Source organism: Pseudosulfitobacter sp. SM2401 (genome assembly GCF_042932805.1).
In the GTDB taxonomy this organism is placed as follows: Bacteria; Pseudomonadota; Alphaproteobacteria; order Rhodobacterales; family Rhodobacteraceae; genus Ascidiaceihabitans.
In genome coordinates, this window is the sequence record NZ_CP170633.1 from 1,731,394 (window position 1) to 1,744,331 (window position 12,938).

The 12,938-nt window shown below is 57.2% G+C and carries 15 protein-coding genes; 9 read left to right on the forward strand and 6 right to left on the reverse strand.

What is annotated here, in order from left to right; genetic code table 11:
- Window positions 1–34: 34 nt before the first annotated feature.
- The 3 genes from ACFIO0_RS08530 (at window position 35) to ACFIO0_RS08540 (ending at window position 2,759) form a co-directional block, all read left to right on the forward strand.
- Window positions 35–904: an EamA family transporter gene (locus ACFIO0_RS08530; RefSeq protein ID WP_390914921.1), complete on the forward strand. Its 870-nt coding sequence runs from the start codon at window positions 35–37 to the stop codon at window positions 902–904.
- 72 nt (window positions 905–976) lie between these two features.
- Entirely contained in the window at window positions 977–2,251 is a 1,275-nt protein-coding gene (gene eno / locus ACFIO0_RS08535; RefSeq protein WP_390914922.1) for a phosphopyruvate hydratase, read from the forward strand.
- 1 nt (window position 2,252) lies between these two features.
- On the forward strand, window positions 2,253–2,759 hold the full coding sequence (locus ACFIO0_RS08540; protein WP_390914923.1) for a GNAT family N-acetyltransferase: 507 nt from the start codon (window positions 2,253–2,255) through the stop codon (window positions 2,757–2,759).
- Here the strand turns inward: ACFIO0_RS08540 and ACFIO0_RS08545 are convergent.
- Complete coding sequence (locus ACFIO0_RS08545) at window positions 2,750–3,823, reverse strand: FAD-dependent oxidoreductase (RefSeq protein ID WP_390914924.1); 1,074 nt, start codon at window positions 3,821–3,823, stop codon at window positions 2,750–2,752. The two genes, ACFIO0_RS08540 and ACFIO0_RS08545, sit on opposite strands and share 10 nt — an antisense overlap.
- A 45-nt stretch (window positions 3,824–3,868) precedes the next feature.
- Here ACFIO0_RS08545 and ACFIO0_RS08550 point away from each other — a divergent pair, with 45 nt between their 5' ends.
- The gene (locus ACFIO0_RS08550) at window positions 3,869–4,285 is read left to right on the forward strand and encodes a cupin domain-containing protein (protein ID WP_390914925.1); all 417 of its coding nucleotides are present in this window, start codon (window positions 3,869–3,871) and stop codon (window positions 4,283–4,285) included.
- Here ACFIO0_RS08550 and ACFIO0_RS08555 read toward each other — a convergent pair.
- Window positions 4,282–5,391, reverse strand: coding sequence for an anhydro-N-acetylmuramic acid kinase (locus ACFIO0_RS08555; RefSeq protein WP_390914926.1), 1,110 nt, complete (start codon window positions 5,389–5,391; stop codon window positions 4,282–4,284). The two genes, ACFIO0_RS08550 and ACFIO0_RS08555, sit on opposite strands and share 4 nt — an antisense overlap.
- Window positions 5,392–5,482: 91 nt before the next feature.
- On the opposite strand from ACFIO0_RS08555, the gene tyrS reads away from it, so the two are divergent.
- A complete protein-coding gene (gene tyrS / locus ACFIO0_RS08560; protein WP_390914927.1) occupies window positions 5,483–6,733 on the forward strand; it encodes a tyrosine--tRNA ligase in 1,251 nt (416 codons plus the stop codon).
- On the opposite strand, the gene ACFIO0_RS08565 is transcribed toward tyrS, so the two are convergent.
- Window positions 6,730–6,861, reverse strand: a complete 132-nt coding sequence (locus ACFIO0_RS08565; RefSeq protein WP_390914928.1) for a hypothetical protein — start codon at window positions 6,859–6,861, stop codon at window positions 6,730–6,732. The two genes, tyrS and ACFIO0_RS08565, sit on opposite strands and share 4 nt — an antisense overlap.
- 29 nt (window positions 6,862–6,890) lie before the next feature.
- On the opposite strand from ACFIO0_RS08565, the gene ACFIO0_RS08570 reads away from it, so the two are divergent.
- From ACFIO0_RS08570 to ACFIO0_RS08580, 3 genes are read left to right on the forward strand one after another with little or no spacing between them, the layout of a single operon-like run.
- Entirely contained in the window at window positions 6,891–7,754 is an 864-nt protein-coding gene (locus tag ACFIO0_RS08570; protein ID WP_390914929.1) for a GNAT family N-acetyltransferase, read from the forward strand.
- Between the two features lie 54 nt (window positions 7,755–7,808).
- Complete coding sequence (locus tag ACFIO0_RS08575; protein WP_390914930.1) at window positions 7,809–8,564, forward strand: SDR family NAD(P)-dependent oxidoreductase; 756 nt, start codon at window positions 7,809–7,811, stop codon at window positions 8,562–8,564.
- Window positions 8,561–9,118 (forward strand): maltose acetyltransferase domain-containing protein, encoded by a 558-nt coding sequence (locus ACFIO0_RS08580; RefSeq protein ID WP_390914931.1) that lies wholly within the window; start codon window positions 8,561–8,563, stop codon window positions 9,116–9,118. The genes ACFIO0_RS08575 and ACFIO0_RS08580 overlap by 4 nt, the downstream gene beginning before the upstream one ends.
- A gap of 5 nt (window positions 9,119–9,123) precedes the next feature.
- Here the strand turns inward: ACFIO0_RS08580 and ACFIO0_RS08585 are convergent, their stop codons facing one another.
- From ACFIO0_RS08585 to ACFIO0_RS08595, 3 genes are all read right to left on the reverse strand, one after another.
- Window positions 9,124–10,932, reverse strand: a complete 1,809-nt coding sequence (locus tag ACFIO0_RS08585; RefSeq protein ID WP_390914932.1) for an ATP-binding cassette domain-containing protein — start codon at window positions 10,930–10,932, stop codon at window positions 9,124–9,126.
- Window positions 10,933–10,994: 62 nt separating this feature from the next.
- Entirely contained in the window at window positions 10,995–11,663 is a 669-nt protein-coding gene (locus tag ACFIO0_RS08590; RefSeq protein ID WP_390914933.1) for a GNAT family N-acyltransferase, read from the reverse strand.
- A 104-nt stretch (window positions 11,664–11,767) separates the two neighbouring features.
- The gene (locus ACFIO0_RS08595; RefSeq protein ID WP_390914934.1) at window positions 11,768–12,208 is read right to left on the reverse strand and encodes an outer membrane protein assembly factor BamE; all 441 of its coding nucleotides are present in this window, start codon (window positions 12,206–12,208) and stop codon (window positions 11,768–11,770) included.
- Between the two features lie 89 nt (window positions 12,209–12,297).
- Here ACFIO0_RS08595 and ACFIO0_RS08600 point away from each other — a divergent pair, with 89 nt between their 5' ends.
- The gene (locus ACFIO0_RS08600) at window positions 12,298–12,849 is read left to right on the forward strand and encodes a YceD family protein (RefSeq protein ID WP_390914935.1); all 552 of its coding nucleotides are present in this window, start codon (window positions 12,298–12,300) and stop codon (window positions 12,847–12,849) included.
- Window positions 12,850–12,938: the final 89 nt, after the last annotated feature.

Here is a 12,938-nt window from a genome sequence, read left to right on the forward strand (position 1 = left end):
ACAAGCCTGCGCGAGACAGCTTAGAGGACAGCACATGGATAATTTACGTGGCGCGGCCATCATGGTGCTCGCGATGCTGGGCTTTGCCATCGAGGACATGTTCATCAAGATGCTCGCAGGCGCTGTGCCTGTCGGCCAAATCTTGATGTTGCTGGGCACTGGTGGGTCTTTGATATTCGCGGTGATTGTGCGCCTGCAAGGACGGGCCTTGTTTGAACGAGCCATGTGGTCCGGCCCGGTTCTGACGCGCGCTGCGGGTGAAATTATCGGGACCGTCGGCTTTGTGAATGCGATTGTGTTCACCACACTGTCTTCTGCTTCGGCCATTTTGCAAGCGACGCCGTTGGTTGTGACGCTTGGCGCTGCGGTGTTCCTTAGCGAACCTGTCGGGTGGCGCCGTTGGAGCGCGATTTTGATCGGTTTCTTTGGTGTTTTGATGATTGTGCGCCCTGGATTGGCCGGGTTCACGCCGCTGTCCCTGTTTGCGGTTTTGGGTGTGCTCGGGCTGGCCGTACGCGATCTTGCCACACGCAAAACCACCAAGTCACTCAGCACCATGCAACTTAGCTTTTTGGGGTTTCTGGCAATTGTACCTGCCGGCGCAGGCCTGATCGCCTTTGGCCCGGACGTGCTGACCCCGATGTCCTTGCGCAGCTTAGCCATCATGAGCATCGCGCTGGTTATCGGCGTCGTCGCGTATTATGGCATTGTCGCGGCCATGCGGGTGGGCGACATCAGCTTTGTCACGCCGTTTCGCTATACCCGCCTGATCTTTGCGCTGATCCTAGGGGCCAGCATTTTTGGCGACCGTCCCGACAAATGGACCCTGATTGGCGCGGCCATCATCGTGGCATCCGGCATTTACACCGTTTGGCGCGAAAGACGGATCAAAGCACAGCCCTAAGCGCTAACTGCCCCTTTCCCTGCGCGGCCCAGACTTGTATGAGGCAGGCAACGTCACCAAAGGAGCCATCCCATGAGCACGATCATCGACATCCACGCCCGCGAAATCCTCGACAGCCGGGGCAACCCAACGGTCGAAGTCGACGTGATTTTGGAAGACGGCACAATGGGGCGCGCGGCCGTACCATCCGGGGCATCCACAGGCGCGTACGAAGCGGTTGAAAAGCGCGATGGCGACAAATCGCGCTACTTGGGCAAAGGCGTGCTAGAGGCCTGCGCCGCCGTAAACGGTGAAATCGCCGAAGCGCTGCTGGGCTACGACGCAACTGAGCAAGTCGAAATCGACCACGCAATGATCGAACTGGACGGCACCGACAACAAGTCCCGCCTCGGCGCCAACGCAATTTTGGGCGTGTCACTGGCCACTGCCAAAGCCGCCGCTGATTTCACGACGCAGCCGCTGTATCGCTACGTCGGCGGCACTTCTGCGCGCATGCTGCCGGTACCGATGATGAACATCATCAACGGCGGCGAACATGCTGATAACCCTATTGATATTCAAGAATTCATGATCATGCCCGTGGCCGCCGAAAACATCCGTGACGCCGTGCGCATGGGGGCCGAAGTGTTCCACACGCTCAAAGGTGAATTGTCTGCCGCGGGCCTCTCCACAGGCATCGGCGACGAAGGTGGCTTTGCGCCCAACATCAGCTCTACCCGCGATGCCCTTGATTTTGTTCTGAAATCCATCGAAAAAGCAGGCTACAAACCGGGCGAAGACATGTATCTAGCGCTCGATTGTGCCGCGACAGAATACTACAAAGGCGGCAAATACGAGATGGTTGGTGAAGGTAAGTCACTGACATCAGACGAAAATGTCGCCTACCTTGCTGGCCTTGTTGCGGACTATCCGATCATCAGCATCGAAGACGGCATGAGCGAGGATGACTGGGACGGTTGGAAGGCATTGACCGACGCACTGGGTGACAAAATCCAGCTGGTTGGTGACGATCTATTTGTGACCAACCCTGCACGTCTGGCCGAAGGTATCAAGCGCGGCAGCGCCAACTCCATGCTGGTTAAAGTCAATCAAATCGGTACGTTGACCGAAACTCTTAAAGCTGTCGACATGGCGCACCGGGCAGGATTCACCAACGTGATGAGCCACCGTTCAGGCGAAACCGAAGACGCGACAATCGCGGATTTGGCCGTCGCTACAAACTGTGGGCAGATCAAAACCGGATCTCTTGCGCGCTCTGACCGGCTCGCGAAGTACAACCAGTTGATCCGCATCGAAGAAGCTTTGGGCGAAACTGCGCAATTCGCGGGCCGTTCGATCCTGAAATAAGATGCTGACGATCCGCCCGATAAATCTAAAGACCGAAGGTCCAGCACTTGCCAAATTGTGCTGGGCCTACCGCGACCTTTTGATCACCCGCACCACCCACGTCCCTGACATGGTCGAACGCTATTATTCGCAGTCCGACTACACGGCGCTGATTGCTAAATTGCCAGAAATCCACGCCCGGCCAACGGGTGATATTCTGGTGGCTGATCTAAATGGCAAACCGGTTGGTTGCGCGATGTATTACCAGCATCCGACGGGTTCTTGTGAAATCAAGCGCATCTTTGTGGACCAAACCGCGCGTGGGCATGGTGGCGGCGAACAGCTGATCCGCACCGCGATGAAGCGCGCCAAGGCTGATGGTCATCGCCACATGGTGTTGGATACGGTGCATACTTTGACCGAGGCGATTTCGCTGTATCAGCGTGTTGGATTCACGCCGTCACAGCCGTTCTACGACCCCGATCCCGCCTACACAGACACCTTGCGGTTCTTTGACATTCAGCTTTGAAAACGATCCGGCCTGTAGGGCGCGATCAGGTCCGCCTGACTGTTCGTAAGCGATTGATCCAGCACCTCTTTGCTTAGGATTTCGGCCGCCAACGGGGCCAGCGTGATCCCGGAATGCATGACGCTGGTGAACAGACCTTCAGGGCCACACGCGCCGATCACCGGCAAGCCGTCTTGCGGCACCGGGCGCTGCGCAAGGCTGACCGAGGCCCATTCTAGCGCCGTATCGGGGATCAAATTGCGCAGCCGTTCCATCGCAATATCAGCAGATTGATCCAGCCGTTCAGCAACTTGATCGCTGTCATCGCGTTGATGGTTCGCCGCCGTCGGGGCCAAGATCGTACCATCAGGGAGTTGGCGAAATTCCTGACCAGGGGCCACCAGAATATGGTTCAAAATTGCCGCGACGGGTTTGGTTTTCAGGATGACGCCGGGGCGATCCAGCATCGGCAAATGCACACCAACATCCGCCAAAATCGCTTGGCTGCCGGTACCAGAGGCAACGATCACGCGATCTGCCGGCAGTGTTCCGCCGGGCACCCGCACGCCGCGCACGGCACCGTTTTCGACCACGACGCCACTGACACGACAGCCAAACATCAGCCGCGCATTTGAGTGCGCAAGCAGCGTTTGGGTCAAGGCAACAGGTTCGATCGCCGCCTCGGTTTTAAACATCAACGCGCGCTTCGGCGGGCTGACATTTGGTTCCAGTTCAGCGAATGCGGCGCGGTCGATTTCCTTTAGATCATAACCCAACGCGCTGAGAGCGTTCGCTTGGGCGTCAAAGGCATCGCCGGTTTCCTCCCAACACAAACAGCCGGTCCAGCGGATATCGGATACGCCGGATGTTGCGGCAAGGCGTCGGTACGCGTGTAAACTTTCGCGGCGCAGATGATAGTGGGCCTCGTCTGCGTAACAGCTGGCGTTTGCCCAGCCAAAAGACCGACCCGTCGCCCCGCTGGCCGGGCCCGTGGCATCAATCACCGTGACTTTCGCACCTTGGGACCCAAGCTGACACGCCAGCGTTGCGCCGATAATGCCGGCTCCAATAATCACAACCTGCATAAATGCCCCCTTGGCCCGCCTTCGCCCTCACCATAAACTGCGCCGATGACAGCACAAGACATCATCGCCCGCCTGAACCTTGCTCCGCATCCCGAGGGTGGGCATTATCGTCAAACTTGGATCGCGGACAATGACGGTCGACCGACTGGAACCTGCATTTATTTCCTGTTGGCCAAGGGCGAAAGCAGTCGTTGGCACAAGGTCGATGCCACGGAAATCTGGCTGTATCACGCCGGTGCACCGCTGGTTTTGTCGATGGCCGCAACGGACGCAGGGCCTGCAACGGACCACATCCTGACCCCTGATCTGAACGAAGGTGAGCCGCAATTGATCGTGCCAGAAAACCACTGGCAAGCAGCGGCCAGCACGGGCGATTACACGTTGGTCAGTTGCACGGTTTCGCCCGGATTTAGCTTTGATGGATTTGTCATGGCCGACGTCGGATTTGAAATCCCGCGCTAGGCAGTTGGGCGGCTGAGCGTGCCGCCTGACACGGCCGCGCGCACGCCGGTTGTGCCAGCACATGAGGTCGCCAACCCACGCGCCACACGCACGGCCAAATACGCAAAGGCTTGCGCCTCGAGCATGTCACCGTCCAGACCCACGGCTTCGACCGGCGCAACGGGGCAATCCAGCGACACCTCTAACATGCGCATCAACACCGGATTGCGGCGCCCACCGCCTGTGACCAAAACTTGCGATGGCGGGCTTGGGCAGTGGGTCAATGCCTCAACCACCCCAGCGGCGCACATGGCTGTAAGGGTGGCGGCGGCATCTGCGTCGCTAAGTTCGCCGACCAACCCGATCATTTCTGAAAAATCATTTCTGTCCAGCGACTTGGGCGGGATACGCGCAAAGTATGGCTCGGCCAAAAACAGTTCCAGCGCGCCTTGTTCCACACACCCTGACGCGGCAATTGCGCCGTCTTTGTCAAAGGAAACACCACAGCGCGCCTGCACCATGTCGTTGATCGGTGCGTTGGCGGGGCCCGTGTCAAAGGCCAGCAATGCGCCTTGTGTTTCAGGTGCTGCGATGCGCGGATCAATCCAACTGATGTTGCCCACGCCGCCCAAATTCAGGAACGCCAATGGCTTGGTCGCGTTGATATAGCGCGCGCAGGCGTGATGGAAAAACGGGGCCAAAGGCGCGCCCTCGCCGCCCATTTCAACATCCGAACTGCGGAAATCCCAAACGACCGGAGTGTTCAGCGCATCGGCCAAAGCGGCCCCGTCCCCGACCTGCAACGTGCCTTGGGCGCGCGGTGCATGGGCCAGTGTTTGGCCATGAAATCCGACCAGATCGATGCCCTCGAACCCCGCCAACGCCTCTGCGTGTGCCGCATCGACAACTTTGCCAGCGGCGTCGACGTCTGCCCCGTTCCATTGGCCAAAACCGGCTGCGATTGTTGCTTGTTCAGCGGGTGTGTAGGGCCGGTAGTCGACCGGTCCAAAACCGACAATATCGCGCCCGTCTGTGTCCAGCACAGCCACGTCAACGCCGTCCAACGACGTGCCGCTCATTGCGCCCAATGCCCGCAACGGGTGCGTGGTTTTCCTGAAACTGCTCATGTATTCCGCCCGCCCGTGGCCCTTTGAGGCCTTTTCCTTTGCTGTCACCGCTCTTATACGTGCTTGAGTAATTCAAACCAAGAGCAAGCATATGACCTACCACCCAAAATCGGATTTCGTCGCAGTGATGATGGAGCGCGGGTTTCTCGCCGACTGCACCGATTATCAAGGGCTGGACGAGGCGCTGCTGAAAGGTGCGCAGCCGGGTTACATCGGGTTTGATGCAACGGCAAAATCGCTGCACGTCGGGTCACTGATCCAGATCATGATGCTGCGCTGGTTGCAAAAAACCGGCAACAAACCGATCACTCTGATGGGTGGTGGCACAACCAAAGTTGGCGATCCGTCATTTCGCGCGGATGAACGCCCTCTGCTGGACGCCGCCGCGATTGACGACAATATTTCTGGTATCAAAAAGGTATTCTCGGCCTACCTGACCTACGGCGATGGTCCCACGGATGCGTTAATGATCAACAATGCCGAATGGCTGGATGGTCTGAACTATCTCGATTTCCTGCGCGACATCGGGCGGCATTTCTCAATCAATCGGATGCTGTCGTTTGAATCGGTGAAATCGCGCCTTGATCGTGAACAATCGCTGTCGTTCCTTGAGTTTAACTACATGATTTTGCAGGCTTATGACTTTATGGAGCTGCACCGCCGCTATGGCTGTGTGCTGCAAATGGGCGGCTCTGATCAGTGGGGCAATATCGTGAACGGGATCGACCTGACCCGCCGTGTGATTGACGGCGAAGTTTACGGTTTGACCTCGCCCCTGTTAACCACGTCTGACGGTAAAAAAATGGGCAAATCCCTGTCTGGTGCGATCTGGTTAAACCCTGACATGCTCTCGCCCTACGAATTCTGGCAGTTCTGGCGCAATACGACGGATGCAGATGTGGGTCGTTTTCTAAAGCTGTACACAGAGCTGCCGGTTGATGAATGTGACCGTCTTGGTGCGCTAGAGGGGGCGGACATCAACGAATCCAAAGTGCGTTTGGCCAATGAAGTGACCACATTGCTGCACGGCGCAGATGCGGCCGCAGCCGCCGAGGCAACCGCGCGCGAGGTCTTTGAAAAAGGTGGCATCGGGGATGATTTGCCGACTTTGAACTTGTCTGCCGCAGACGTGGGCGACGGCATTTCGATCGTACAACTGATCGTCAAATCCGGCCTTGCAGGATCCGGTAAAGAAGCCAAACGCCTGATTTCCGAGAACGGCGCACGTCTAAATGACGCGCCTTTGACGGACGCGGGTATGATGGTCGACGCTAGCGCCTTGGCCACGCCAATGAAATTGTCAGCGGGCAAAAAACGTCACGCGCTGGTCCAATTGGGTTAAAACCAGAGCCATTCAATCACGCTGAGCATGATGAACACAGGAATGGACAGAGCCGTCGCCACTAAAAAGGCGGCGGTTTTTGTCATGCGTTGGACAGGGGCTGTGATGCCATAAACAGCTTTTTTCATGATCGATGTTAACCACGTTTTAGGTTTCTATGCGGTTAATGGCCTTGATGTTTGATGCAGCCCCCACCACCTCGCCTATCCCGCTTCAGCAAAGCGCTGAATTTGAGGCAACGCTTCGCCACATCGGGCGAACGCCGTTGCGATTGCAAGATGGCCGGCTGGTTTTGCGGCGCAAATTCGGACCGCTGCAGGTCAACATGCTGACGCGTGCGCATTGCGAGTCGATCCCGCGCGATTTGAACGGTATTGTTCTAATTGCCCCCGACAGTCCCATTTGCAACCTGCCCGCTTTGCCGCTGACCAGTCCCGCAACTGTGGCCGAACTCGATCTATCGCCTGACCTAAAAACGCTTCATGCGAACCTTAAAGGGAAGTGGCGCAATCGACTGCGTCATGCACAATCGCATCACCTGCGCATCACCCGCCAAAACATGCCAACCAACTGCGATCATTGGATTTTGAAGGCCGAACAAGCACAACAACGGCGGCTCAAATACTGTCATTGGCCTGCAGCGTTGACCAGTGCGTTTGCCCAGATCAACACTGGGGACGCCAAGCTTTTTACCGCACACTATGGCTCTGACATCGTTGCCGGATTGCTGGTTCTACGGCACGGATCAGTCGCGACCTACCACATCGGGCACACCAGCACGGCAGGCCGCATTGTGTCAGCGCAAACGCTGCTTTTGTGGTCTGCGATCACATGGGCACAGTCCAAAGGCATCGCGCGGATGGACTTGGGGGTGATCGACACCGAGACGTCCGCTGGCTTGGCGCGCTTCAAACTTGGGACCGGCGCACAGACCCGCAAATTGGGTGGGACGTGGCTGTGGCATCGTGCACTGTCGCCGATCACCGGCCTAGGGCGCATTGATCGCGGCATGATGATGTAGACAGGATCGCGGTGCCATGGTTAACTGAACATCTGTTCAGATAGGAAGCACGCCATGGATCTTTCAACCACCGCCGCCGTCATCACCGGAGGCGCATCCGGCCTCGGCGAAGCGACCGCACGCCATTTCGCGAGCAAAGGCACCATTGTGACCTTGCTGGACCGCGACACCGCACGTGGCGAGATGGTTGCAGATGAAATCGGTGGCCATTTTGTGCAAACTGACGTCACGGACGAGGCTTCGGTCAGTGCAGCAATCGACACAGCTTATGACCGAATGGGGCGTATCACCGCGGCGGTAAATTGCGCGGGCATCGCCTATGGGATCAAAACAATCGGGCGCGACGGGCCACACCCACTGGACGCGTTCCAGCGCACCATCGACATCAATTTGGTCGGCAGTTTCAACGTCGCCCGCCTGGCTGCTATGGCCATCTCGCGCAACGATCCGGAACCGGACGGCGCGCGCGGCGTGATCATCAACACCGCATCCATCGCCGCCTTTGACGGGCAAAAAGGCCAAGCAGCTTATGCGGCATCCAAAGGCGGAATTGTCGGCATGACATTACCCATGGCCCGCGATTTGGCGTCATCCGGCATTCGCGTCATGACCATCGCGCCAGGTATTTTCAAAACACCAATGTTGGCAGGATTGCCCGAAGACGTGCAGGCGACACTGGCCGCCGACGTGCCCAACCCTGCCCGCCTTGGCGATCCGTCAGAATATGCGCGCACCGCAGGTTTCATCGTCGAAATGGGATATTTGAATGGGGAAGTCATCCGGTTAGACGGCGCTTTGCGCATGCGATGATCCGGTCCGAACGTGAAAAAATGGCGGCGGGTGACTGGTACACCTGTCTTGATCCTGAACTGGATGCGCTGCGGGCTTTGGCGCTGAACGCTGTGCATCAGCACAACACGGCCCCGCCGGACGTGCGTGGAAACATTGCGCCCAAATTACGGGCGTTGTTCGGGTCTGTTGGCGAAAATTGCCGGATCGAAGCGCTGTTTCACTGCCCCTACGGCATTAACATTCACCTCTGTGATTCTGTCTACATGAACGCGGGCTGCACGATTTTAGACACCGCACCGGTACACATTGGCGCGCGCTGTTTGCTAGGTCCACACGTCCAAATCTACACAGCGCAACACCACAAAGATGCCGTGAAACGCGCCGCTGGGCAAGAGATCGCCCTGCCCGTCACAATCAACGACGACGTCTGGATTGGCGGCGCGGCTGTGATCATGCCCGGCGTCACGATTGGCGCGCGCGCAATTGTCGGATCAGGGGCGGTGGTGACCAAGGATGTGGCGGCTGATACGGTGGTTGTCGGAAACCCCGCACGCGTTGTGTCAAACGGCTGAGGGCCTTATTCGGCGGCTTTTTCTTCCAACAACATCCACTCTTCTTCGGCGGCATCCAGCTTGGATTGACGCTCAATCAACGCATCCGTCGCCTTTTGGAACTTGACCGGATTGGCGGTGAACAGCTCTGGGTCGCTCATCAGTTCTTGTAGCTTGTTGATTTCAGCCTCAAGGCGTTCCATCTCGGCTGGAATCGCCTCAAGTCGGTGTTTTTCGGTAAAGCTAAGGCCTGATTTCGGCGCGGATTTCTCTTTGACCACAGGTGCGGATTTCTTCGATTTAACAACGCTCTCTGCGAAATCATCCATGCCGCGTTGGGCGACATAATCGCTCCACCCGCCTGCATAAACCGTGGCTTTGCCGTCGCCCTCCATCGCGATGGTCGTGACTGCTACACGGTCCAGAAAATCACGATCGTGGCTGACCAGCAGCACAGTGCCGTCGTATTGGCCCAGCAAATCTTGCAGCAAATCGAGCGTTTCGACGTCCAGATCGTTGGTCGGTTCGTCCAAAATCAGCAGGTTTGACGGCTTGGCCATCAGTTTTGCCAGCAGCAGACGGGCCTTTTCACCACCAGACAGCGAACGAACCGGCGCGCGCGCCTGCCCCTCATCAAAGAGGAATTCTTTGAGATAACCAACAACATGCTTTGGCATTCCGCGTACCATGATCTGGTCGGCTTTGCCGGAAACGCGCATGTCAGGATCGCCTGTCAGGCTGTCCCACAGGGTCATGTCGCCGTCCAGTTGCGCGCGCGCTTGGTCGAACAAAGCGATGTCCAGATTGGTGCCAATCTTGATCGTGCCGCTGTCAGGTTGTTCCTTGCCAATCAGCATGTTCAGCAGTGTTGTTTTGCCGACGCCGTTAGGGCCAACCAGCGCAATGCGATCGCCGCGTTGCACGGTCAAATCAAAGGGCGTCAAGATGACCTTGTCACCATAAGCCTTTGTAATGCCAGTGGCTTCCATAACCTTGCGGCCGGATTTCTGACCAGATTCGATGGCCATGGCCGCCGCCCCTTGGCGTGAAATCTGGGCAGAGCGTTCGGCCCGCAAATCTTGCAAGGCGCGCACCCGCCCTTGGTTGCGTTTGCGGCGTGCACTGATGCCCTCAACAGCCCAACGGGCCTCGGCTTTGATCTTGCGGTTCAGCTTGTGGCGTTGGGTGTCTTCTTCTTCCCACGTGCTGTCACGCCATGCCTCGAATTCGGCAAAACCCTTTTCTTGGCGGCGCACTTTTCCTCTGTCAATCCAGAGGGTTGCGCGGGTCAGTTCACGTAAAAATGCACGGTCGTGACTGATGATAATATACCCTTTGCGGGTCGCCTTCAGCTCGGATTCCAGCCACGCAATGGCTTCGATATCAAGGTGGTTTGTCGGTTCGTCCAGCAGCATCAGATCGGGGGCGTCGGCCATCAAACGGGCCAGTGCCGCGCGCCGACGTTCACCACCAGATGCAGTTTCAACTGGACGGGCCGGATCGAATTTCAGGCCAGCGCCTGCGCGCTCGACTTTGTACATCTCGGATTCGTCTAATCCGTGCGCCGCGAAATCGCCCAAAGTTGCGAAACCGGACAAATCAGGGTCCTGTTCCATGTAGCCCACGGACACGCCGGGGCCTGCGATCACTTCGCCTTTGTCCGCCTCGACCAAGCCGCCCATGACTTTCATCAAGGTCGATTTGCCTGATCCGTTGCGCCCGACCAGCGCGACGCGCTCGCCTGGTTGCGCAACCAAAGACAGCCCGTCAAAAACAGGATCGCCGCCAAAGGTCAGCGAGATTTCGTTCAATTGTAATAAGGGTACACGTGCCATGTGGGCCTGCTAGACTGCGCGGGCGGTGGCGTCAACGACCCGTATTGATCTGGCGCAGCAAACTACTCGGCCAAAGCCCGTAACAATCGTTTTCGAGCGGCCGGAATCGCCCCGATTTCAAGTCCGGTGAACACATGTAGCGTGTTCATTTGGTGATCCACCACCGCGTGATCACTGACCCACCCGCCCATCATCAGATAGGTCCGCAGTAGTGGTGGCATCGCTGACATCGCCTTTTTGGCATCCGGTTTGCGGCGCAATTTGGCGGCAAAGCGGAACACGTCAGGGGATTTGATTTGGGGCAACCAGCACTCGGGGGCCAAATGGCGGGCTTTGAGCATCGCAAACGCGTCAAGATACTGCGCCGTTTTTGTCCCCTCAAAGGACGAGCAACCAAACAACATACGCACGTCGTTGGCATCAACATAGGCGGTCATGGCAGCCCAGGCGATCCGCAGGATATCGGGGTCGTTCAGGTCGGGATCAACGCAAAAGCGGCCTAATTCCAGCATTACACCGTCGTAGGATTCTAAGGCGATAAGATCGTAGTATTGCGCAGAATAACTGTGTGAAATCCGATCTGCGCGCAACGTGGACATGCGAAAACAACAGACCAGCTGATTCTGCGCCCTGTCGAACACCAACATTTGTGTACAGGTGTCATCAAAGGCGTCGCGAATGGCACCAGAGGGGCCAAAGCAGCGCGCGCGCAAGGCAAATGCTGCCGTCATGTCAGTATCGTTTTGCGCAACCCGCGTTTGGTACCGGCCTTTGGTCAACACACGCAACACGCCTTTTCAAAGGGTACAATCAAGACAGCGCGCAAGCCGAAACTTTAGCCCGGCGCAATGCGGCCAATGTTACCCAGCAACTGGCGCAGGAAGGTTTTGTTAGACACCGCAGAATCCGTCACCCGCCGCGCAATTGGTACGACATTGCCGTCTTCTAGCCCGAAGCGTTCAATGTTTGTGACCACGCCTGCAGTATCAAAGCTGATAGCCAAGACCTGACGTTCGACCACTTTCGGGGCCGTTGGACCGAATGAGCGGATGCGCGAGCGGACGTAATAATAGCCACCATCGTTCAGAACGCCGCCCGAAGACGGTGATCCAACCGAATCCTCAACCGAGGACCTTGTGTCGACCCCGACCACAAGCAGGTCCAGATCTTCTTGTGGCGGAATGTAGCCATGGTTCGTATATGTCGCGGCACAGGCCGTCAGTGACACTGTCACGGCTGCGACTGCAATATATCTGCAGAACGATTTGATGCGCATAGTGACTGCCCTCTTGCTCTTAAACCCAACGGCTTTTATCGACGGGTAACAAAGGTACGGCCCTGTTTCAAGAAACGAAAGTATGATTGATGACTTCTAATGCGCCCTCGACCGCTGCATTTCGTGTGGCAGAGCTATCCCAGAACAGTGCGACGCCCTTTGAGGTGCGCCCTGATGCCCCCAAAAATGCGGCCATCGCAGCCGAGTTGGACCTGCTCGATTTGCGCAAGGTCCGCTTTGTCGGCAAAATCAAAGCGATGGGCGGTGCCGACTGGGTGCTGAGCGCGACGCTGGGTGCAACTGTTGTGCAACCGTGTTCAGTCACGTTGGATCCTGTGACAACCCGCGTTGAAACAACGGTAGAGCGCGTATTCCTCAAGGAAATCGAAACATTCGAAGATGAAGAAGAGGTCGAGATGCCCGAGGACGAGCGCACAGAACGCTTGGGCCAGTGGATCGACGTCGAGGCCGTGATGATCGAGACCCTCAGCCTAGCCCTACCGGAATATCCACGCAGCAAAGATGCGGATCTGGGCGAGGCAATCTACAGTGACAAAGGGGTCGCCCCCATGACCGACGAGGCCGCACGCCCGTTTGCAGGTTTGGCCGCCCTCAAGGATCAATTGGAACCAAAAGACTGACAAACCCGCTTTGGCGCATTATATATCGGCTTGCACTACACATAATTCGCAGTATTTTGCCGCCCTCACGGTATTTAGGGTTGGACATG

What these genes read in the sequence shown, in the direction of transcription:
- ACFIO0_RS08595 (WP_390914934.1), bottom strand. Translation starts at nt 12,208, where the DNA reads ATGCGCATCAAATCGTTCTGCAGATATATTGCAGTCGCAGCCGTGACA.
- ACFIO0_RS08550 (WP_390914925.1), top strand. Translation starts at nt 3,869, where the DNA reads ATGACAGCACAAGACATCATCGCCCGCCTGAACCTTGCTCCGCATCCC.
- ACFIO0_RS08575 (WP_390914930.1), top strand. Translation starts at nt 7,809, where the DNA reads ATGGATCTTTCAACCACCGCCGCCGTCATCACCGGAGGCGCATCCGGC.
- ACFIO0_RS08580 (WP_390914931.1), top strand. Translation starts at nt 8,561, where the DNA reads ATGATCCGGTCCGAACGTGAAAAAATGGCGGCGGGTGACTGGTACACC.
- ACFIO0_RS08570 (WP_390914929.1), top strand. Translation starts at nt 6,891, where the DNA reads ATGCGGTTAATGGCCTTGATGTTTGATGCAGCCCCCACCACCTCGCCT.
- ACFIO0_RS08590 (WP_390914933.1), bottom strand. Translation starts at nt 11,663, where the DNA reads ATGACGGCAGCATTTGCCTTGCGCGCGCGCTGCTTTGGCCCCTCTGGT.
- ACFIO0_RS08585 (WP_390914932.1), bottom strand. Translation starts at nt 10,932, where the DNA reads ATGGCACGTGTACCCTTATTACAATTGAACGAAATCTCGCTGACCTTT.
- ACFIO0_RS08530 (WP_390914921.1), top strand. Translation starts at nt 35, where the DNA reads ATGGATAATTTACGTGGCGCGGCCATCATGGTGCTCGCGATGCTGGGC.
- ACFIO0_RS08565 (WP_390914928.1), bottom strand. Translation starts at nt 6,861, where the DNA reads ATGAAAAAAGCTGTTTATGGCATCACAGCCCCTGTCCAACGCATGACA.
- ACFIO0_RS08600 (WP_390914935.1), top strand. Translation starts at nt 12,298, where the DNA reads ATGACTTCTAATGCGCCCTCGACCGCTGCATTTCGTGTGGCAGAGCTA.
- ACFIO0_RS08555 (WP_390914926.1), bottom strand. Translation starts at nt 5,391, where the DNA reads ATGAGCAGTTTCAGGAAAACCACGCACCCGTTGCGGGCATTGGGCGCA.
- ACFIO0_RS08545 (WP_390914924.1), bottom strand. Translation starts at nt 3,823, where the DNA reads ATGCAGGTTGTGATTATTGGAGCCGGCATTATCGGCGCAACGCTGGCG.
- ACFIO0_RS08540 (WP_390914923.1), top strand. Translation starts at nt 2,253, where the DNA reads ATGCTGACGATCCGCCCGATAAATCTAAAGACCGAAGGTCCAGCACTT.
- eno (WP_390914922.1), top strand. Translation starts at nt 977, where the DNA reads ATGAGCACGATCATCGACATCCACGCCCGCGAAATCCTCGACAGCCGG.
- tyrS (WP_390914927.1), top strand. Translation starts at nt 5,483, where the DNA reads ATGACCTACCACCCAAAATCGGATTTCGTCGCAGTGATGATGGAGCGC.